The 21,302-nt window shown below is 39.0% G+C and carries 16 protein-coding genes and 2 tRNA genes; 11 read left to right on the forward strand and 7 right to left on the reverse strand.

The features are described from left to right. Nucleotides 1-273 precede the first annotated feature (273 nt). From DSM106972_RS08380 to DSM106972_RS08420, 9 genes are all read left to right on the forward strand, one after another. Nucleotides 274-2,541: a type I restriction endonuclease subunit R gene (locus tag DSM106972_RS08380; protein ID WP_127080264.1), complete on the forward strand. Its 2,268-nt coding sequence runs from the start codon at nucleotides 274-276 to the stop codon at nucleotides 2,539-2,541. A 245-nt stretch (nucleotides 2,542-2,786) separates the two neighbouring features. Then, nucleotides 2,787-4,451, forward strand: coding sequence for an IS200/IS605 family accessory protein TnpB-related protein (locus tag DSM106972_RS08385; protein WP_127080265.1), 1,665 nt, complete (start codon nucleotides 2,787-2,789; stop codon nucleotides 4,449-4,451). 165 nt (nucleotides 4,452-4,616) lie between these two features. Then, entirely contained in the window at nucleotides 4,617-5,426 is an 810-nt protein-coding gene (locus tag DSM106972_RS08390) for a type I restriction enzyme endonuclease domain-containing protein (RefSeq protein ID WP_475395214.1), read from the forward strand. 140 nt (nucleotides 5,427-5,566) lie between these two features. Next, a complete protein-coding gene (locus tag DSM106972_RS08395) occupies nucleotides 5,567-6,013 on the forward strand; it encodes a hypothetical protein (protein ID WP_127080267.1) in 447 nt (148 codons plus the stop codon). 226 nt (nucleotides 6,014-6,239) lie between these two features. After that, nucleotides 6,240-7,037 (forward strand): hypothetical protein, encoded by a 798-nt coding sequence (locus DSM106972_RS08400; RefSeq protein ID WP_127080268.1) that lies wholly within the window; start codon nucleotides 6,240-6,242, stop codon nucleotides 7,035-7,037. Next, nucleotides 7,019-8,653, forward strand: coding sequence for an ATP-grasp domain-containing protein (locus tag DSM106972_RS08405; RefSeq protein WP_127080269.1), 1,635 nt, complete (start codon nucleotides 7,019-7,021; stop codon nucleotides 8,651-8,653). Before DSM106972_RS08400 ends, DSM106972_RS08405 begins: the two co-directional genes overlap by 19 nt. A gap of 105 nt (nucleotides 8,654-8,758) precedes the next feature. Then, nucleotides 8,759-9,343: a protoporphyrinogen oxidase HemJ gene (gene hemJ, locus DSM106972_RS08410; RefSeq protein ID WP_127080270.1), complete on the forward strand. Its 585-nt coding sequence runs from the start codon at nucleotides 8,759-8,761 to the stop codon at nucleotides 9,341-9,343. Between the two features lie 141 nt (nucleotides 9,344-9,484). Next, a complete protein-coding gene (locus DSM106972_RS08415; RefSeq protein ID WP_127080271.1) occupies nucleotides 9,485-9,964 on the forward strand; it encodes a hypothetical protein in 480 nt (159 codons plus the stop codon). Between the two features lie 92 nt (nucleotides 9,965-10,056). Beyond that, entirely contained in the window at nucleotides 10,057-10,917 is an 861-nt protein-coding gene (locus DSM106972_RS08420) for a DUF6671 family protein (protein ID WP_127080272.1), read from the forward strand. Nucleotides 10,918-10,968: 51 nt separating this feature from the next. Here the strand turns inward: DSM106972_RS08420 and DSM106972_RS08425 are convergent, their stop codons facing one another. Then, nucleotides 10,969-11,910: a lysophospholipid acyltransferase family protein gene (locus DSM106972_RS08425; RefSeq protein WP_127080417.1), complete on the reverse strand. Its 942-nt coding sequence runs from the start codon at nucleotides 11,908-11,910 to the stop codon at nucleotides 10,969-10,971. 728 nt (nucleotides 11,911-12,638) lie between these two features. On the opposite strand from DSM106972_RS08425, the gene DSM106972_RS08430 reads away from it, so the two are divergent. Continuing rightward, entirely contained in the window at nucleotides 12,639-12,881 is a 243-nt protein-coding gene (locus tag DSM106972_RS08430) for a hypothetical protein (protein ID WP_127080273.1), read from the forward strand. A 58-nt stretch (nucleotides 12,882-12,939) separates the two neighbouring features. Here the strand turns inward: DSM106972_RS08430 and DSM106972_RS08435 are convergent. The 6 genes from DSM106972_RS08435 to DSM106972_RS08460 all read right to left on the reverse strand — a co-directional run bounded on the left by DSM106972_RS08435 (nucleotide 12,940) and on the right by DSM106972_RS08460 (nucleotide 18,964). Then, nucleotides 12,940-13,011 (reverse strand) — tRNA-Thr (locus DSM106972_RS08435). 67 nt (nucleotides 13,012-13,078) lie between these two features. Further along, nucleotides 13,079-13,159: transfer RNA gene (locus tag DSM106972_RS08440), tRNA-Tyr, on the reverse strand. A gap of 157 nt (nucleotides 13,160-13,316) precedes the next feature. Beyond that, nucleotides 13,317-13,850, reverse strand: coding sequence for a DUF937 domain-containing protein (locus DSM106972_RS08445; protein ID WP_127080274.1), 534 nt, complete (start codon nucleotides 13,848-13,850; stop codon nucleotides 13,317-13,319). A 24-nt stretch (nucleotides 13,851-13,874) separates the two neighbouring features. Continuing rightward, on the reverse strand, nucleotides 13,875-16,733 hold the full coding sequence (locus DSM106972_RS08450; protein ID WP_127080275.1) for a DUF4912 domain-containing protein: 2,859 nt from the start codon (nucleotides 16,731-16,733) through the stop codon (nucleotides 13,875-13,877). Between the two features lie 324 nt (nucleotides 16,734-17,057). Then, a complete protein-coding gene (locus tag DSM106972_RS08455; RefSeq protein WP_127080276.1) occupies nucleotides 17,058-17,798 on the reverse strand; it encodes a metal ABC transporter ATP-binding protein in 741 nt (246 codons plus the stop codon). A 125-nt stretch (nucleotides 17,799-17,923) separates the two neighbouring features. Continuing rightward, nucleotides 17,924-18,964 (reverse strand): metal ABC transporter substrate-binding protein, encoded by a 1,041-nt coding sequence (locus DSM106972_RS08460; RefSeq protein ID WP_233787738.1) that lies wholly within the window; start codon nucleotides 18,962-18,964, stop codon nucleotides 17,924-17,926. 409 nt (nucleotides 18,965-19,373) lie between these two features. Here DSM106972_RS08460 and DSM106972_RS08465 point away from each other — a divergent pair, with 409 nt between their 5' ends. Further along, nucleotides 19,374-21,008, forward strand: a complete 1,635-nt coding sequence (locus tag DSM106972_RS08465; protein ID WP_127080277.1) for an iron uptake porin — start codon at nucleotides 19,374-19,376, stop codon at nucleotides 21,006-21,008. Nucleotides 21,009-21,302 lie beyond the last annotated feature (294 nt).

Below are 21,302 nucleotides of genomic sequence, written 5' to 3' on the forward strand. Positions count from 1 at the left end.
TTCCTGAATTAAAAAGAAGTATCAATAACTATTGTAATACCATTTTTCTCTGGTATCCCTAATGATTTATAAAAAATTATATCCACGTAGAGACGCGATTAATCGCGTCTCTACACATGATGTGATACAACACATGATGTGATACAACGCGCGGATTTTTCTCTTGCCTCTGTGCCCTCTGCGCCTCTGTGGTAAAGAAAATTACTGCACAGGAAAGATGCCTGTGCTACAATTGCTACATTATGATGTGTTGTAAAAGATACTACAGTCTCCATGACCTATGCGAACGAATATACTTTGGTTGAAAAGCCCTGTATCGGCGCCTTAACATCTTTTGGTTACACTTACTTACCTCCGCAACAAAACCAAGTAGCACGCGATACTCTTAACGAAGTTATTCTCCGCGATATTTTTATTACATCTATTCAACGTATTAACCAAGTACCCGAAGAAGCTGCGCGTGCTACTTATCAAGATATGCTGCGAGTTACTGATAATGAGCAATGGACAAATTTACTGCGTGGTAACTATAGTCGTAATGTCCCTGGTGAGAGTACAAAGAAAACTATTCGTCTTATTGATTTTCTAAACCCTGAAAATAATACTTTCACTGTTACTAACCAGTTTTACGTTAAATCTCAAAACGCGCGCAGACCTGATATAGTTATTTTCATTAATGGTATTCCCATTGTTGTTATTGAAGCTAAGAAGCCATTTACAGCAAAGGATAAGACAGGGGAAGCGTTTGAACAAATTAAACAGTATGAACGTGATATTCCTCGGTTGTTCTATTCCAATGCTTTTAATATTATTACTGACGGTGCCAATGTTCTGTATGGTGCTACAAATGCCTCGTCAGCATACTGGGGAAGTTGGAAGGATGACCCAGTAGGTATAAATTTGAATAACGAGTTAGAAAAACAGCTTTGGTGCTTATTAGAACCTTCCAAACTTCTAGATATATTGGCGCATTTCATTGTTTTTGAGAAGCGGGAACATAAGGTTACTAAAAAGATATGTCGTTATCAGCAGTTTCGCGCGGTTAACAAGATTGTACAGAGAGTACTGGCGCCTCTTCAACCAGACTCTACAGGACGCAAGTATCGTAAAGGTTTAATTTGGCATACCCAAGGTTCGGGTAAAAGTCTCACGATGGTGTTTGCTACTCTCAAGCTCAAAACTCATCGCACTATAAATTCTCCCACATTAGAAAATCCGAATATCTTAATTCTGACTGACCGCGTTGACTTGGATGAGCAAATTAGTAAAACTTTCCTTGCTTGCGGACTGCCTAACCCGACGAATATAAATTCTGGAAATGCACTACAAGAAGCTATACATAGTAACCCTGTTGGCTTAACTTTGCTTTCGACTATCTTTAAATTTGATGGTTCAGCACGAGAAGCAGCAAATAGCCATAATTGGATTATTCTAGTAGACGAGTGTCACCGTACTCAAGAAAAAGATTTAGGCGCCTATTTAGAAAAGACTTTACCTCATGCTTGTTTTATCGGCTTTACTGGTACACCTATTCAAACCACAGATAAAGACACTTACCAAAACTTTAGCCTTCCCAATGAAGGATATCTTGACCGTTATAGTATAGATGATGCCGTTACCGATGGCGCCACTGTTCCCATTCGTTATACCAGTCGTAAAGCTGAATGGCAAATCGATGAGAAGAAACTTGATATTCTATTTGATAACTGGTTTGCTCATGAACCAGAAGAGGTAGTTAATAAAATTAAAGCGCGTGGTGTTAAAGTCGATGATTTAGTCAAACACCGCGAACGTATCGAACTCTTAGCATACGATATTTGGGCGCATTTTTCTGCTCATGGGTTGCCGCAAGGGTTTAAAGCACAAATCGTTGCTATCGATAGAGAAGCTATTATTTTATACAAGCGTGAATTAAATAAGATTATTACCAAAAGCCTGCAAAAACAAGGTTTTGATAAAGAAACAGCTACAGCATGGGCGGATGCAATGAGTATCCCAGTTTACTCATCTAACCAAGAAGATGGTAAACCTAGCGAAGATATATATATAGATAAGCTTCGCCAAGACTTGGTAAAATATGCTCTTGATAAGAATGAAGAAACTGCTGCAATTAGAAAGTTTACCGGTGATGATACAGAATATGAAGCCAAAGTTCTAAACGGTGAGGCGCCTGCTGTACATTTTCTCATCGTCTGCAATAAACTACTTACAGGGTTTGACGCACCAAGAGAAAGTGTCATGTATCTCGATAACCCGTTAAAAGAGCATAACTTACTACAAGCAATCGCGCGTACTAACCGTGTTTATGGTGTACACAAAGAATTTGGTCTAATTGTAGATTATATCGGTGTCACCAAAAATCTTACCTCAGCCCTCTCCACCGACAGAACTGCTGATATTAAAAACGCTTTGGTAGACTTGGAAGTAGAGCGTAACCAACTAAAAAGCATTCATACTCAATTAACAAAATTTCTGAAAACAGCAGAAATATCACTTCCTACTTCTTTTGCTATTAGTTTTAGAATGCCAAAAAGCTGGTAATTCCTAGTAAAACAATGTAGAAACAGTAAGTTCTGTTTGTTATAACCCTCAAAAATCAAGCAATTTGATGCATAAGCGGGAAAAGAATAATACGTTTCGATTCCTTAATACCTCTAATATAGTTAAGAATTATTAAAGATTATATCAAAAACTGTATTAGAAAAAATACTAAAATCGTATGAATAAAAATGTGATTCTTGTATTAAAATAAAAATCAGCATCAATCCATTAGTTAGGTCGAAACTGTGGCAAAAAAGAAATCTTTGTATGCTGAGTTAACACATCGAAGCTACTCCCGTCAAAAAGATGATTCTGGTAATCGTATACCTCAATTGAGACGAGGAATAGAAGCCCAATTGCCATTTCATCCATTTTTAGAAGATTGGGGTCTTTACTATCAATCTTTCTTCCGTAGCGCAGTTAATCAGCTACAACTCGGTCAAACTGAAGACCAAATAGAAAAACAATTTCAAGAACGCTTTGGTATTGAATGGGCATGGGCTGATTCCTTAGCAACTGATGCTAAGTCAACATACGACCAATTGGTTACAGCTAGAGAGAATCGAATACTAGAACTTACTAAAGATATAGAAAGTGGGTGGAAAGCTGTATCCGAAGGGATTGAAGATTTAGAGAATAGATTAAAAAATCCGACTCGTAAAAATTTAAAGGGATTTGAGAAGAAATTATTGGGACTCGAGTCTAAAACATCTAGGCTAATACGTAAGCAATCTGAAAAAGATAGATTGTTATCACAAAAAAGGTTGCATGTCTGTTTTGGAGGAGCAAAATTATTTAATGCCCAGCACCATTTAGAAGCAAATGATTATAATTCTCATGGCGAATGGAAGTCAGATTGGGACAAATATCGTAGTGGCAATTTTTATTCCGTTGGCAAAGGAACAACACCTGGTAATAACCGAGTTGCGGGAATATTTTATCAGGGTGATGATAACTTTACCGTTCGTTTTTCTGTACCTGGCTTCTTAAGAGAAGATTATGGTCAATATGTTTACTTAACATTTGAAGTCACTGGGCAACGCAAACACGACTTATTATATGCTTTAGAATCGAATAAACCAGTTACAGTCCAGTGCTTTAGGCGCGAGCATAAATCCGACCAATGGTACATCCACCTGACAACTTATGTACAAGATGTGCCAAGAATCAGTAGCTTGAAAAATGGTTGTATTGGCATTGATTTAAATGCAGAAACTATTGACATTATTTATATAAAACGCGATGGTAATCCTTTACGGACATCGGGTAAGCAGATAATTTTAAGTTTTTCAATACCAACAGGTACAACTGGGCAAAATGTTGCTGTTCTCAGAGATATTGTTTGCGAAATAGTTAGATTAGCATCGATCTATCAATGTCCTATCGCCTGCGAAAATTTAGATTTCTCACTTAAGAAAGCTCAACTACGTCATAGTGGTTCAAAGCAATATAACAGAATGCTTTCAAATTTTATCTATGACAAATTTCGTAGTTTTTTAGTTGTAAGAGCCGAAAAATATGGAATAGAAGTCAAATTTGTTAGTCCATATATGACCAGTGTAATTGGAATGGTCAAGTATATGACGAAATATGGTTTAAACAGCGCTTCGGCTGCGGCAATGGTCATAGCACGTAGGGCTTTGGGTTTCAAAGAGTATATCCCCCACTTGTGGTTAAAAACGCTTTCTCCATTTTTTGCACCAGAGGATTCAAAGGATGGAGGCTTTGGGGGAGGATGGGGTAAAATTTCATACTGGTTAAAAATTTATTCTATCCGTAGACCCCGATTGTTTCAACCTGATACCGTATTGCGGTTCCTATTGGATTCCTTGACTGCGGCTAGTCCTAAAAAAACTAAACGTAGGAGGGGAAAAGTTACTGCAATTTCTACAACTGTAGAAACAGCTTGAAGCAAGGTTTCGATCCGAAGGAGGTTTCACCGACACGGCTAACCTCCGGCACTGGAAAACTACTGAATATACCAGTTTTGAGTAGATTATTTCAGGTTATTTGTAGGTGTAGGTGAGAAAAAAGGAGCTTATCAAACCAAACGTATACCTGCCAAAACAGAAAACATTCGTGTTTCATATGACACCCTCATTCAAAATTTAGGCAATGAGGAAAAATGGTATACTCTCCGGCGCCTAGCCAAAGATTTTATAAAAGCTTACGATGCTCTTAGTCCCGACCCATTTATTCTTGACTACAAAGATGATTTAAAATGGATTGCAGGATTTTTACCTTTAGCAACGCTGACATTCGAGAAACGTGAGTCAACACTCAGACGTGATGTTAGTGCCAAAATCAGAGAAATGCTCTCAGAACATCTAACCATCACGGGAATAACGACATTATGTCAGCTACACGACATCAACGACCCAGAATTTTGGCAAGATTTTAGTGATGACAAAGATATTCAAATTGCTGTAGTACGTAAAAGCGCTGAACTACTTCAAATTATGCAGAAAAAGCTTGATGAGAATGAATTATATTATGCTACATTCTCTAAGCGAGTCAAAGAAGTATTAAATCAGTTTGAACAAGGACAAATTCAAGGCGCCGAAACTCTTAAAAAATACGAACAAATTATTCGTGATATGCAAGCCTCTCTTGGCGCCCATACCAATACAAGCTTAAATCAAAAAGCTTACGGCATTCTCAAAATATTAGAAGCATTTCAAAACGAAGATAATATTCAACTCGAAGCTACCGCACAAGCTATTGATGCACTTTATACCAGTGAGGCGCCGTCTGGGTGGCAGTTAAAAGAGCAACTACGTAAACAGCTACGGCAACAAGTTCGCACTCTAGTATTCAAATTAGGGTTAAGTAACTGGAAGGATATTCCAGCGAAAGTTGAAGAGTACGCAATTAAACATTATTAAGACCCAAAGAAACCGGGTTTCTATGCAAAGTTGTCGTTTTTATTACAATATGTAACAAAAAAACCCGGTTTCTAATTTGCATAAAGTATCCTCACCAGACATATCAAGGTTTAGAAAGCAATGAGGGTTGGCGCCAAGGTATGGCTCAAAACCTTTATTATCAACATCAACAAACCTTAAATATCATGAAAATTCAATTGTCTCACTTTAAAGGTCAATTTCTTTTCCTTTTGGGTTTAACTATTCCTGCTGTTTTAGTAGCTAATGTAAACCCTGTAAAAGCAGAAGTTCCTAGTCAAGTAATGAAGCATAATGCTCCATTTATAGATATAAATCAGCGTTACGATTCATTAGGAGGGCTACAGCAAGTTAATCCTATTAAAATTAATGGACAAGATGGTGGTACTGGAAAAGAAGCCAGCGACGACAAGAAAAAAGAATCGAAAGATGGTAAAGAATCTTGTGAAAGCGGTAACTGTGGAGGTATTTACAGACCTGGAGATGAAAGGATTAATCCAGTTATTAGAGGAAATATTCGCAATCAACTTCCTGGTCAACTTTTAAAGAGCAAACAACCAATTTTCTAAGAGCATGTTTTAAAAGTTAAATCAGATACCAATTGCAATACTACTCGGTTAAGGTGTTTATCTAAAATCAATCCCCCTAAATCTCCCGTGAATTCGGGGGAATTTATAAGAATTTTAGCCCCCCTTATTAAGGGGGGTTGGGGGGATTTTAATAAATTGAGAATATATAGAGATGCTTCACTGCGTTCAGCATGACATGGGGAAGATTACATAAAAGAGGCGGGAAATGGACTTATTAATTGTCGGTGAAGCGGAAGATAAATTAGCGCAAGCTATCGTCTATTTTTTTACTGCTTTGAATAAAAATGTAGCGATTTTAGATGTTTTATCAGCATCTCAATTATTCACATTAGAAATAATCAATGGCAAAGTTAGCGTTAGTCCCGATTTACCGATGATTATTCGTACTGTTTCCCCGCCTTTAATGCGGAAAAATTTCGATGACACTTTTCAGTACGAGGAAGCTTTATCAACTCTTTGGGCTGTTGCAACTGCTAGTCAGGCGCCGATGTTAAATCGTCCTACACCTCGCAATATGTGGGGACAAATTGCAAGTTCTAGTGTGTTGACTCAAGTTCGTGCTGATTTAACTCCCGATACCCAAGAGATATTTACTTGCTATCAAAAGCAATCTTTTTCATTTGTACCCGAACAACAATGGTACGTTCAAGATTTGGGAACTTATGAAAGTGCTGTAGCTGGTGAAGTTCTACCTGGAAGTGGCCCCTATCGTTATCGTTCTACTTTATCAGGCGCCGACTATGAGGTTGTTGTTGTCTTGGCAAACAAAGCTTGGCGTTCGACTCAAGTACCTTTAGAACATTTAAATTTAGAAGACCGCAGTATTAGTCTATTGCGAAAGTTAGATTTAAATTTTGGTGTGGTGATTTGGAGTATTGAGCCAAATTTAGAGAAAGCAGCGATAGCACGGGTAGAAAGTTTCCCTACTTGGGAACAAGTCGAATTAGTTTGGTCAGAACTTGCAGATAGCTTATACGAGGTACTATGCCAAAAATCTATGTAATCGGTCTAGATAGTGACCGCACTTTTTGTTATTTCGTTAAACTAGCTGCTAGTAAAGGACTTGAGCTAGAAGTAATTAACTTACGCGAAGTGATTACTGAGGGGGATTGGTCGATACAATTACCTGTAGATGGTAATAGTTGGATTAGAAGCGGCGCCACTACCTACCACCTTGACCCAAATGCAGGATATTATTGTCGAATCATCAACCTTGCTTCTGTACAGTCAGATATATTACTTGCCCACCGATGGCAGGGTTTAGTTGTAGCTCTAACAGCTTGGTTAGAACAAATTCCTGGAAAAGTTATTAACCGTCCTAATTGCCGTGGTGATAATAGCAGTAAGCCTCTACATGAATTATCATTACAATATTACGGACTTAAAGTAGCTCCGAGTATAACTAGCTCTAATCCAATAAAATTAGCAGAATTTGTAAGTTCGCAACAAGCAATAGTAAAACCAATTTCTGGAATACGCGCAAATAGTCGCATTGTCAAACAAGAAGAATTTAGCAATTTCCATCCCAGTCAAGGGCCCGTTCACCTACAAAAATTTATCCTCGGTTCGGATGTGCGAGTTCATGTAGTGGACGATAATTATCAAGCCGAACTTATTCAATGTCCTACCGTTGATTATAGACTCGATTACCAATTAGCCGAACATTTTCCTAATCATCAAATTCCTTCAGATTTAGCAAGACAAATTATTAAAGCAACAAAAGCTTTTGGTTTGGTTTTTGCAGGTTGGGATTTTAAACTTACTCCCGAAGGTGAATATTGGTGCTTAGAAGCTAACCCTATGCCTGGTTTTGATGGTTATGACCGTCGTTGTGAAGGTCAAATTACTGATTTAATTATAGATTATCTCACTCCAAAAACTAAATTAATACCAACAACTTCTATATCAAATCCAAACCAATTAATTACTGCACAACAAGGCGCCAGTATATATTCAGATATTAACTCTCTAAGAGAACATTGGCTTGTACGCGGTAGTTCCGATAATATATTTGCTACTTTGGGAGCTGCTAGCTATTTAGACTGCGGTGAATATAAAGATACTCAAGATACTTATTTTCAAAAAGCTAGCCGTTATAATCCTATCTTGCGTCAACATTTCGGTTGGCTCTATAATTTAGTTCAAGAATATCTTGAAATTACACTCGGCGCCGAAGTTAAATATCGAGAAGATGCAGCATACCCAGGATTTCACATTTGGTTATCTAGTGCTATTCCCACCTTACCTGTAGCTTCAATGCACTTTGATTTACAGTATCAATATTTAACTTGGAATAAACCAGAAAATATCGACTTTAGCCAAAGTCTATCTTTTACCCTACCAATTCAGCTACCAGCTAGCGGTGGAGGTTTGAATCTTTGCGATATTAATTATATGGAGTACTTAGATATTCGACAACATAACCAACTCGATTGGGATTTAATTCCTCGATTTCGTAGTCAAAACTATCATCCTTACAAAGTTGGAGAAATAGTAATGCATTCTGGACATACAATGCACCAAATTGCACCAACTAGCACTGTACAACAAAGCGATGCACGAGTCACCCTTCAAGGTCATGGGGTTTGCGTAGATGGAGTATGGTGGATTTATTGGTGAGGAGCTTAAAAAGCAATGATTGTGGGGGATGTTTTTGTGTAACCTGTTATTTATAGAATATGCGGCTCATGTACGAGCGAATTAACAAAGGCAGGTTACGATTCAATGGCTTATTCCTGGTTTAAAGCATTTCACATTATTGGTGTCGTCGTTTGGTTCGCTGGGTTATTTTACTTAGTACGCTTGTTCATTTATCATATTGAGGCTGAACAAGAACCAGAACCAGCAAAAACGATACTTCAAAAACAGTATCAAATCATGGAGAAGCGTCTCTACAATATCATTACGACTCCTGGAATGTTGGTGACTGTCGCTTGTGCAGTTGGGTTACTGGTTTCTCAACCTGACTGGTTACACCAAACTTGGTTACACGTCAAACTTGGTTTTGTTGTTGTGTTATTAGGCTATCACCATTACTGCAAACGCTTAATGAAGCAACTAGAAGCGGGTACTTGTAAGTGGACGAGTAAACAAATGCGTGCGCTAAATGAGGCGCCTACGCTTTTACTAGTTGCTATTGTATTACTTGCAGTGTTCAAAAACAGCCTACCCACAGATACAACCGTCTGGGTAATTTTTGGACTAGTTGTCCTCATGGCTGTTACTATCCAACTTTACGCTCGTAAACGGCGCCTTGATAAAGAAAAAGAATTAGCTCAAGTCGCTAGTACCCAACAACTACAAGCCTAAACAAAGTTAAAAGTTATGAGTGCTGAGTGCTGAGTAATAATTTATAGTTCTTAACTCAGAACTCAGCACTCAGCACTCTTTACTCTCAAAATGTCATACATTAAGAAATGTAAACCTTAATTTTGACATCTCTGGCTAAGTATGTCCGACAAGCCTTTAGGGACACCTCGTCCTTTGTGGAAAGTAATATCATTATCTGTAGTTACGTTGATGTTGTACTACGGTTGGTACAAATGGATTATTCAAGAAGAACTGCGTAATTATAAAGGTAACGGTTGGTCGGGTACGCTTTGTATGGCGCCGTTTGTTTTAGGTGTAGCAGTGCCTCAATTATTACGTATATTTGACCCAGATGTACCAGGATGGTTTGGTTGGTTTTCTTTTCTGGGCATTGCTTGGATATATATTGTGCAGTTTCGCTTATATCAAGATGTAAATGAGTTATACCGTGAAGCTGGCATGAAAGAACCGTTAGTTGTTTGGTGGATATTTATACCAGGTTTAAATTTAGTTGTGGGTTTACGACAAATTCACTTTTTAAGTCAATATTGGGCAAAGCAACAAGGTATTATTGTTAATGATACAGTTGCTGATAATATCCCTTTTCTTTCTACTATCTAATTCTTACCTCTGTGTCAAGAGCGTCTGGAGTGGTAAGAGAAAAGATTTTTTTACCACAGAGGCACTCTTAGCGCAGAGAAATATAAGTAAAAATGCTAATACAATCATTATTTACCAACCGCATAGCTGTACTAGCAACCATGCACCAAAAAGAGCAAGTCATGGCGCCTATTTTAGAGGACTTAGGCTTAAAAGTCATAGTGCCAGCTAATTTTAATACCGATACATTCGGTACTTTTACTCGTGAAATTAAACGACCAGGCACGCAAATAGAAGCTGCTCGTATAAAAGCAGAGAAAGTATTAGAAATTACAGGTGAAACAATAGCTGTAGCAAGTGAAGGAAGTTTTGCGCCGCATCCTAGCTTACCTTATATTTCTAGCAACCGCGAAATAGTTATTTTTATTGATAAAACTCATGATTTAGAAATTATTGGCGAAGAGTTATCAATCGATACTAATCATGGCTCTAAAATTATTAGTACTGTTGATGAAGCTTTTGAATTTGCCAGTAAAGTTGGTTTTCCTGAACATGGCTTAATTGTGATGTTTGATGAAAACCCTAAAAATAGTAGTGAAGTATTTAAGGGTATTAATACATTAGATAAGTTGACAGAAGCTGTGAATTTTGTATTCAATCATTCTACAACCAGAAAAGCACATATTGAAACCGATATGCGCGCAATGTACAACCCGACGCGAATGAAGAATATTGAGAAAGCTACTCGTAATTTAATTAGTAAAATAAATAGCTGTTGCCCTCAATGTTCGGCGCCTGGTTTTGATATTACTCAACGAATTCAGGGTTTACCTTGTGAGTTATGCTATGCACCAACACTTTTAACCAAATCTGTTATTTACCAGTGTAAAAAGTGCAGTTATAAAGAAGATAAGTTGTATCCTGATGGCGCCGAGTTTGCTGACCCTGGTCAATGTATGTATTGTAATCCTTAGATATGGAACGGGCAGGGATGCCCATTCCACAAGAGCATTCTACAAGATGTGTTACCAAAATAAATGATTTAGGAAGTTACGAAAAAGTTTGGCGCATGAAGGTTCTTGGTAATTTTTAGGTAGTAAGTTTTGCATGTTGTATTGTAATTCGTCGATGACTGTTTGTATTTGCTGTGATTTGGGACGGGTACATTGAGGTAATATTATTGGTTCGCCAATTCTGACTGTTAGCTGTTTGCGGAAAAATAGGTCTTTCGTTCCTATCAATGCTATGGGTACAATTGGTACACCTGAACGTAGTGCATAAATTACGGCGCCTCTTTTTAGGGGTAATAATTGACTTTCGACGGCACCTAGTTTACCTTCGGGAAATAGCATGATGCTTTCGTTACGTGCGAAAATACCGCAAACGATGCGGTCTAGTCTTCGCATTGACTCGATAGAATTACCCTTGGGTACATATTTTTCAATGTCCGCAGCTAGAGCAACTAAGTCTTCACGTCCGTTTTTTGCTGCTTCTATTACTGCTATTTCTTCTTTCCATAATCTATCTAATGGAATTACTCCCTTAGCAAAGTGCAGTAATAATCTTTTCCATACACTGTTATATAGTGTGCGCGCATCACCTAAGATATGAAAGTATGGCTTTGCTGGTAATTCTGATAACAACAGAAACGGGTCGATGTGGTTGAGGTGATTAGCTGCAAACAGTACTGGAGTATTGGGTATTCTTTCGGGGTTTTCAACTTTGACCTTAAATAATGTATGGATTAACCCACGCAACACTGCACGGCGAATTTTTCCACTGATACGATTTTCTCGACCTGTGAAGATTGCATTTTCTTGTGATGACAGCGCTTGTTCTATCATCTTGTTGCTTTTTGCACAACGCGCATATGCTACACCCTCACCTGCACGCTTTATTGTCGCTTCTGTTAATTCAGGTAAAGGTTGTTGATATTCGCTTGCTTGAGAGGGCTTCGACTGCAACATTGATACCATAGCGCTGTTTCTCACTCACTAATTTTTTATTCTTATATATCCAAGCTACGCTATCTAATACCCTCTGGTATATTCATATAGGCAGTTTATTCAAATGTCCCTAATGCTCGTCTTCACCGAAGCCCGAAAACTGCACAATTACCGTTCTCCAACCACTTATATCGATGGACAGATGCACAACTGCCATATAGTATTATGAAGGCGCCTGTCGGTCAAATAAAAAGCTCCCTCATCTAAAGACAAGGAAGCAGGGGGTGTGGTGTGAGGAGCAAACTCAATGTTTGCATTACTGCAATTATACTAAATTTTATATGAAGTAGTTATGACATCAGTGTGAATTTTAAGTAATTTCTCTAAAAACATGCTTGGCACGACTTTACAAATTACACATACACCTAACTGTATAATTAGTCGGAGCATAAACTGTACTATCTCTAACTACTTATGGTAGATGCCAATATCTAAAAAAAATCTTAAAACTAAAGTATGAATTGCGGAATTAATGCGATTCTGATTGTAAGTATAAATTACTTAATATATCTGAGACAAATATATAAAGTCTCTAAATTTAAAAAAACACAACTCTAGATACAAGCGTCAGCCATTATGTAACAAAGATTTGGAAAAATGATGTAACATATTGTTAAGTGTTTCTTCTGAATCTTGAAAGCAAATATTGGAACGTTAATACTTGAGGTCAGCTAGGAGATGCTGAGGTAATGAGTCCGTTGTTAATAATTTCTCAATTCCTTACTCACAAATTTCCGTGGTGGGGAATTTGTCAACTTAAATTTGACCCAAAGTATAACACTTTGTACATGCGTTGTGTCAACCCAGATACAAGAAGAGCCATATTCAAGGAAGCTTCGGCACTGTCAAACTTGGATATCGGTATCGAACGGTTTATTGTTGTGTATCCTGGTTATCCTGATATTATTATTCCTTATGCTCATAGCCAATAAGGTTAAAAATACTAATAAAACAAGGTTCCCTATATATTTTGGGGAACCTTGTTTAGTAAGCCCATGACGGGGATTGAACTCGTGACCTCACCCTTACCAAGGGTGTGCTCTACCACTGAGCTACATGGGCGTATATTCATAAACGTAATGTCGTACATTTTGTAGAGACGCGATTAATCGCGTCTCTACGTAGAAGATGGGCCGAGCTGGATTTGAACCAGCGTAGCTTTCGCAACGGATTTACAGTCCGTCTCCATTAACCACTCGGACATCGACCCAAGTCATCTACGACAATTTATATTAGCACAGTGGACAGAAATTACAAGGGGTTTAAGAAAAAAAAATTGTAGGGCGGGTTAACCAAAATATTTGATTCCCTACCAGGATATTGTAAACCCGCCCGACTACCAGGATATTGTAAACCCGCCCATACATTTACGCCACGTTTGGATTGAGGAAACGATTTGCGAATTTCATGACATCACCCAAATCAGTGTCCCCATCTCCATCGCTGTCGAGGAATGAGTTTAGTAGGGGGTTTGAATTACCCCAGGCGCCTGTTTGTGGGGCGCCCATTTGCAGCATTCCCAATACGGCAGAAACTACTGTTGGTAAAGCTGACTGTACGAGGTTGGGACTCATACCAGTTTGCTTTGTAACCGTTTCGCTAATTTGCTGCATTAACTGCGGTGACAGTAGTGAAGTTAATGAACTACCAGAGGCGCCACTGGCCACTACTTGACTAATTAAATTTTCTAAGCGACCAGTACCAATTGTTGTTTGCTGCTGTTTGAGAACCGGACGAATCATGTTACCAACTATTGATACCATGCTTTGCACTTGGTTCGGCTGCATTCCACGGTTGGTTGTCAAACTTTGAACTGAGTTCATTATTGAAGCAAGTTGCGGCACATTTGCTGAGGAGTCTGGATTATTAATTGCACTCAAAACATCAAAGAACATACTCATGGTTATCTCCTGATTAAAAACTACTTAATTTGCTTTTACGCGAACGTGGAAAGACCGGATAATACGTATCCAACGGTTTTCTGGGGTGTAGTAGCCAACTTCAGCAATGTAGTCGCGGTTACTAACAGGAATATTGATGTGCTTATCAAAATCGTTTTCGTCGCAAACGTATTCCTGGGTTGCGTGCGGTTGTTGATAGTCGATATCTAAGTTTGTTGAGTCGTGGACTCGTAACATAAATCTACGTCCACCTTGGTCACGTGCAGCTTGTTTATAATCGGGTGAGATTTCCCAATATGCATAAGCATTTTGAGAGTTACGTGGCACAAGTATTATTTGACATGTTTTGGCTGCTAATGTTAGGCGCCTGTTACCATTACCAAACGTGTATGAAGTTTCGTTGGTGTCTGTAGTTTCTTGAGTAGCGTTGGTATCTTTTTTATCTTTGGTTTCTTTGCTACCATTGGTGTCGAAAGCTTTAGTCACGCTTCCTACGGCAACTGCACCCGCACCCGCAACTGCACTACCTATTTGTGCTGCTCTATCGAACCAACTCAAAGTAGTCTTAGTACCATTCGTACCATTAGCCCCATTAGTCCCATTAGTTCCATTTTCTACAATGTTTCCTGTAGATGATTTATCAGGGGTAATAAAAGTTGTACTAATTATATTAGTGCCATTTTCTACTTTGTCTTCTCTCCGTGATGTTTCAACAACGGCGCCTTCACTTATATCGCTTGTATCATTAGTATCCGACTCGAAAACTGGCGGCAAAGATGATATTCTTACAGGCTCCGATGTTTTGACTTTTAGCCAGCTACCATCGTCTCGAATATAACCAAGCTGTGCGACATAATCACGGTTGCTTTGTGGAATATGAATATGCAAATCGTTGTTTGAACCACATTCGTACTGTGTTACTGGCTCAATTCCATTTAAATTAATATCGGCTACATCTGTATTATTTACTACGTCTGTAACATCGTAAAGGCGAAGTCCAAGTTTACGTCCACCAAGTGTGATAAAATCTGCTTTGCGCTCGGCTGGTATTTCCCAGTAAGCATAAGCTTCGTCTTTGGTGCGCTGTACAAGAATGACTTGAACGTTGTCCACATTTGTGGAATTTGTTATGGAATTTGTATCCTCGTAAGGATTTACTGTATCTAAAATATCTACAGCACTTGCAGCATTACAAGGCTTTTGAATTTCAGTTTGCGACTGACGATTTATATTGAGTAGACTTAATAGTCCTACTCCTGAAGCTGCGGCGCCAGCTAAACCCATTACCCCATTACCAGCTTTTTCTGGTACACCATCATTTTGATCATCATTACCCCATAGCGATGCTGCTTGTAACTGTTCGGCGGTTGGCGCCACTGGAGCTTCCATATCTGCTGCGACACGAACGTGTGGAGAACTAGCAACTTTATACCAGCCATCATCAGTTGTGGGATAACCAATTTCAGCATAATAGTCACGGTTTGCTGCTGGAATGGGAACGTGTAAATCTGGTTCGCGTTCTACACAATTCAATTCGTGGACGAGTGTGGCAGGATGTAAATCAGTATCGGTATTAGTAACATCGTATAAACGCATTTTTAAACCACGTCTACCTTGTCGTCGCAAATCTTCTTGGACATCATGAGGAATTTCCCAATATGCATATGCGCTTTGAGTATTACGCGGTGTTAAAATCATCCGACTTTCACCTAGTTTCGCCACAGGTGTAACAGGCGCCACAGGTGTAACAGGCGTAACAGGTGCAACAGTATTTACAAATGTGCTATTAGGTGTACTATCAGGTTTTCTCGTTAACCACCAAAGTCCACCTCCAAGTATTCCTATAAGTGGTAATAACCAAAGGAAATCTTTATCTGATGATACGGGTGTTGGTTCTGTAACGGCGCCGGGTGCATTAGCAACAGTCGTATTTTGTTTATTTGTATTTGCTTTGTTGGAAGTTGCCGCAGTCTCTTTTGGTGCTGGTGCATTTTGGGGAGCAACTACAGTAGCTGCTCTCGCTTGCTCGACAACTTTTTGATTTTGACTTGCTGTTGCGAAACCTAAAAACGCTTGTACTGCGGACGTTGGTTTTTCGCCTTTGTATACATATGCTAAAGGTTGTGAGAAAGGATAGCGTGGGTCAGTTGGTAAAACATTGTGCATTGGCACGATTCGCACGTTGGAATTTTTCACAACTTGGTCGGCAATTGCATACCCAATACCATCTTTACCCAATGCTTTAATTACAGCAGCAGTACTATCTTCTTTTACCGTTACCGCATTGGCGCCAGCTGTGAGCGGTGCGTTCTTAAATACTGGATAATTTTGAAATGCTTTTCGAGTATCGCTAGTTTCCGGACGGTCAACCAAGCGAATTTTTCCTTTACCTAATTTGAGTTGGGACAAGTCAGTTGCTTGCCCCCGAAAAATTTGAGCAAACTGGTTAATTGTAATACTCGCTTTCAGTGGATTATCTTTACTGACAAACGTGGCTATTTTATTACGTGCCACAGGTACAGCAACCAAACCCTTCGCTTTTTCCGCATCAGTTAGCGGACGACCAATAGATCCTAAATCAGCTTTACCATCTAAAACTGCTTTCAAAGCTGCATCAGTTCCATTGTAGGCAGTCTTGACTTCGGTCTTAGGAAACTGACTTTTAAAATTCTTCGCCAGAGCATCATTAATTTTCATCATGCTGCTCGAACCGTTAATTCTTACCACTGTTCCGTCTTTAACCGTTTTCGGCAATGGGAAAGTTCCCTGTGTCGAAGATTGAGCAACAGTAGGAGAAATTTGAGTAGTAGTAGCTACTGGTACACTAGCACTCAATATTAGCAATACCGCCAACGCGGATAAAGAACCCTTTTTATCAGCCACGCTTACAGTCGCTCCTCTTTCACTTTCAAACGTTAATTTTGAACTAATAGCCGATATGGAACTTAATACAACCGCGTATTAAAAAAACTTTATTGCTGATTTAACCAAAAAACATCAAAGTTACGCAAGTCACATTGAAAATAGCGCGCCCATCTCCTGAATGCGCGATTTAGTCACCCCTTATACATTTCACAAGATTCTTTTAATACATCAAGCTATAAATTACAGCTATATTTTTATTTATTCACATTTAGTATAAAAAGTTTACCTATCTGTAACAATCTTTACCGTGGGTTGGGTGACAACCTAACCCCAAATCATCTATCAATGCTGATGGTGATAGCGAGTGAAAGACGGGCCATATGTAGCCAGAAGGTTTTCTTGTGACAGCGCAAATTCAGGTGTACCACTGCAAACAACTGTCTGGTTAAGACAAATAACGCGGTCACAATTTTGGTTCACCATATCAATATCGTGAGAAACTTGTAAAATCGTCCAACCCTGTTCTTGTTTGATTTGATTGAGTAAAGTATAAAATTCTGCTGTTCCCTGTGCATCAACCCCAGCAAAAGCTTCATCTAAAACCAATAGCTGACGCGGCGCCACCAAACAGTAAGCTAGTAGTACACGCTTAAACTGTCCTCCGCTTAGTGTTCCAATAGCTTGATTTCGTAAATGTAATGCATCAGTTCGCATTAAAGCTTGTTCAACAGCAGCAAGTTTATTTGCCCAAGACCCCTTTTTTGTCCACCCCAAAGCAACCAACTCAAACACCGAAATCGGAAAACTGCGGTCAAATATAAAATTTTGTGGCATGTATCCAATTTGCTGTCGCAAATGCCCTAAACGTGTAATTGGGCGCCCAAAAATTTGAATGCTACCGCTACTACGAGGAATTAAATCTAAAACTGCTTGTACTAATGTACTTTTTCCGGCGCCGTTTGGCCCGACTATTGCGGTATTAGTTCCCGGTTCAAGTTGAAACGAAACATCGCGAAGCGCAAGATATTTTCCTAAATAAACAGTTAAACCTTCGACTTTAAGAATAGGGATATTACTTATCATTAGTGATAAATTTATAACTAAAAGAACACAGAACAGCAATAAAATAGTAAGCGCGAGTAACCGTTCAGGGGCGCCTACTTGTATAAAGATATGTTTTAGAAGTCAGATTAAAGTTTGACGTTTAGTTACTTACAAGCCGATTGTAAATTTTCTAAATTTGATTTCATCGATTTGAAATAACTTTGTGGGTCGTTATCACCTGCTTCTAAAGAGCTAATTTCACGAAGTGTTAAATTTAAATCTTTAGATAAACTAGCAAGTAATTTATTATCAGTCCCAGGTTCATTAAACAATGCTTTCACATTGTACTTTTTCACGGTGTTCACTACCTTCTGTACGTCAGATGGCGCCAGTTGGTCTTCTGGTACTTCTACTACGGCTACTTGTTTCAAGTTATACCGTTGTGCTAAATATGGGTAAGCATCATGGAAAGTTATAAAAGTACAATTAGGAGTTTTTTGCAATTCCTGTTGGAATTCGTTGTGTAAATCATCAAGTTGCTTTATATAAGCTGCTGCATTCGCTTCATACGTTGCTTTATTCGCAGGGTCAGCAACAATTAATGCATCACGAATATTGGTAACTTGCTGTTTTGCTAATACTGGGTCTAACCAAACATGGGGGTTTCCTGCTGAATGCTCATGGTCATGGTCGTGTCCTTTACCTTTAACAGGTTCCACAACTGGAGAAATTTCATTCAATGCTTTAATGCCCTTGCTTGCGTCAACTTGCTTTAAATTGGCATTTTGAGCATTTTTGACTGTATCTTCCAGAAACTCTTCTAACCCCAATCCATTTTTTATCAAAACGTTTGCTGTTGCAATTGCTTTAACGTTTTCTGGTGTTGCCTGGTAATCATGTACTTCTGTACCAGGTGGAATTAAAATTTCCACCTCTGCTGCATCCCCAGCAACTGCTTTTGTAAACCAGTACATCGGTAAAAATGTTGCCACTGCCTTTATTCTGGGCTTTCCTGGGTCTGTTGTTGGTGTTGCAGTCGTTGGAGGTGATGTCTCTGTAGTTACTTGGTTATTATTGGTTTGACTACAAGCTGCTGTAGTGAGCAGTACCAATAACGCTAACAGCGATATCGCGCCCCCTTTAACCTTGCTACTGCTTTTGCTACTTATCTTGTACAATTTTCTTGGCGCCTTATTACATTCCATAAAACACAAACTACCCTCAAGCCACATTTTTCTTGACAATTAAGTTACTATAGTATGATAATGATTCTCGTTATTGGTTTATATTGTAACTAAAAGTCGGTACTAATGTCAATTGCGATTAGTCACAATTGCATTAAGTTGACACGGTTATGACATTGTTGAGGTTAAGAATCTAGATTTTTTATTAAGTAAACCAATAAGTATTGGTTAAAACTTGATAATGCCTATGCAAATATTGTAGGACTTGTACACAGAAACCTGGTTTCTACCCAAAATCGTGTTTTTATTACAAATTATCGACCAAGAAACCAGGTTTCTAGGATTTTTGCGTAAGTCCTGTATTGTTGTATTTAATTCAACAACTTAATAGTAGTATTAATAGTAATTATCAATTGTGTGAGGAGTGAACGTGAAAAATATCTGGTTTCGAGCAGCTAGCCCTGTTGCTTTGGCTACAGTCTTAGCCATGAACTCCACTGCGTTTGGGGAAGAAGTCAAGCAGTTGCAGCAAGTCGAAGTATCTCAGATTGCAACTCCAGTCGAACTAACTGGAAGTACTTCAACAGAGGTAATGTCGCAAGTAACATCGGTATCGCAGTTCTCGGATGTACAGCCAACAGACTGGGCATTCCAAGCGTTACAGTCGTTAGTAGAACGTTACGGTTGTATAGCGGGTTATCCGAATGGGACTTATCGTGGGAACCGCGCGTTGACACGATATGAATTTGCGGCAGGTTTAAATGCCTGTTTGGATAGAGTTAATGAACTGATTGCAACAGCTACGGCAGATTTGGTCAGAAAAGAAGATTTAGATGTAATAGTTAGACTACAAGAAGAGTACAAAGCAGAACTTGCAACACTGCGGGGACGTGTTGATGCGGTTGAAGCAAAAACAGCTGAATTAGAGGCAAATCAATTCTCAACTACAACTAAACTACAAGGGTCAGTAGTTGCAGTGTTCAGCGATGTTTTTAGTGGTGATAATGTTAATGGTGTTCGTCCCACAGATAACAACACTACTTTTGGCGCCCGTACTCGTGTTGAATTCGTCACTAGTTTTACGGGTAAAGATGAGTTGCTGACGCGACTTCAGGCAAACAATATTTTAGGTCCCGACATTGGTACTCCCGAAGGAAACTTGTTCTTTGTAGGAGAAGACGGCAATAATAATGTTGCTCTCGATGCGCTCGTATACGCATTTAATCCTGGTGAAAATACAGAGATAAAATTAATAGCCAATGCTGGCGCCGCCGACGATGTGACGAACACGCTCAATATATTTGATGGAGATGGAAGCTATGGCGCCTTATCGAGCTTTGGTACTCGTAACCCAATTTATTACCAGGTAAACGGCGCCGGAGCAGCCTTTAATCAAAACTTTGGTGACTTTTTAACACTATCGTTGGGTTACTTAGCAGGGGCAAACAACGACCCCACACCCAGAAATGGGTTATTTGACGGTTCGTATGCAGCTCTTGCACAGCTAGTTGTAAAACCATCTGAGCGTATTAGTGTTGGTTTTACTTACATAAATGCTTATAGGCAACCGTTTCTTGCAGGTAGTAATGCTGCGACTTTAAATGTCGCCTCACCATTAGATGGAACAACGGTACTTGGTGAAGAAGTGCCATTTAATACAAGTTCATACGGTGTGCAAGCATCAATAGGTATCAGCGACAAAATTGTCTTAGGTGGTTGGGCAGGTTACAGTAATGCGCGTAACATGGCAACTACAGCAGCTTTCCCAGACCGTGGAAGCGCTGAAATTTGGAACTGGGCTGTTACACTCGGCTTACCCGATTTTGGTAAAAAAGGTAACTTAGCAGGCATTATATTCGGTATGGAACCGAGAGTTACACGTTCAACGATTGATGGACTAACCAGAGACCAAGATACTTCTTACCACATCGAGGCTTTTTATCAATATCAAGTTTCCGACAACATCACCATTACTCCTGGTGTCATTTGGTTAACGGCGCCCGACCACAACAGTAATAACGATTCCACTGTTATAGGCGCCCTGCGAACCACCTTCACCTTCTAGCAACACACCCTTGTAGCACAGGCATCCCTGCCTGTGTATTCTTGCCTGTGTATTCTTACCTATGCTGTTATTCTTTCTTTACAAAAATTTACTTTTATTAATAAACCTCAATAAATATACTTAGGTAATATAACTGAATATGTATTACAAGTTTACAAAATCCTATCTAAAATTCAGTAGTAATTGTGATAAGATGATGACTATATACAAATAAAAAAAGATGACCAGTCTACCACAACCGGTCACATATATGTTCGTCATCTTCTCGAAAGAGTTTATCCGGTTGCACGTTCC

It is taken from the genome of Dulcicalothrix desertica PCC 7102 (assembly GCF_003991905.1).
GTDB classification, from domain to species: domain Bacteria; phylum Cyanobacteriota; class Cyanobacteriia; order Cyanobacteriales; family Nostocaceae; genus Dulcicalothrix; species Dulcicalothrix desertica.

Excerpts from the sequence above, each read along its gene's own strand:
- DSM106972_RS08380 (WP_127080264.1), top strand. The coding sequence starts at position 274 with ATGACCTATGCGAACGAATATACTTTGGTTGAAAAGCCCTGTATCGGC.
- DSM106972_RS08395 (WP_127080267.1), top strand. The coding sequence starts at position 5,567 with ATGGCTCAAAACCTTTATTATCAACATCAACAAACCTTAAATATCATG.
- DSM106972_RS08400 (WP_127080268.1), top strand. The coding sequence starts at position 6,240 with ATGGACTTATTAATTGTCGGTGAAGCGGAAGATAAATTAGCGCAAGCT.
- DSM106972_RS08405 (WP_127080269.1), top strand. The coding sequence starts at position 7,019 with ATGCCAAAAATCTATGTAATCGGTCTAGATAGTGACCGCACTTTTTGT.
- hemJ (WP_127080270.1), top strand. The coding sequence starts at position 8,759 with ATGGCTTATTCCTGGTTTAAAGCATTTCACATTATTGGTGTCGTCGTT.
- DSM106972_RS08415 (WP_127080271.1), top strand. The coding sequence starts at position 9,485 with ATGTCCGACAAGCCTTTAGGGACACCTCGTCCTTTGTGGAAAGTAATA.
- DSM106972_RS08420 (WP_127080272.1), top strand. The coding sequence starts at position 10,057 with ATGCTAATACAATCATTATTTACCAACCGCATAGCTGTACTAGCAACC.
- DSM106972_RS08425 (WP_127080417.1), bottom strand. The coding sequence starts at position 11,910 with ATGTTGCAGTCGAAGCCCTCTCAAGCAAGCGAATATCAACAACCTTTA.
- DSM106972_RS08430 (WP_127080273.1), top strand. The coding sequence starts at position 12,639 with ATGAGTCCGTTGTTAATAATTTCTCAATTCCTTACTCACAAATTTCCG.
- DSM106972_RS08445 (WP_127080274.1), bottom strand. The coding sequence starts at position 13,850 with ATGAGTATGTTCTTTGATGTTTTGAGTGCAATTAATAATCCAGACTCC.
- DSM106972_RS08455 (WP_127080276.1), bottom strand. The coding sequence starts at position 17,798 with ATGATAAGTAATATCCCTATTCTTAAAGTCGAAGGTTTAACTGTTTAT.
- DSM106972_RS08460 (WP_233787738.1), bottom strand. The coding sequence starts at position 18,964 with ATGGAATGTAATAAGGCGCCAAGAAAATTGTACAAGATAAGTAGCAAA.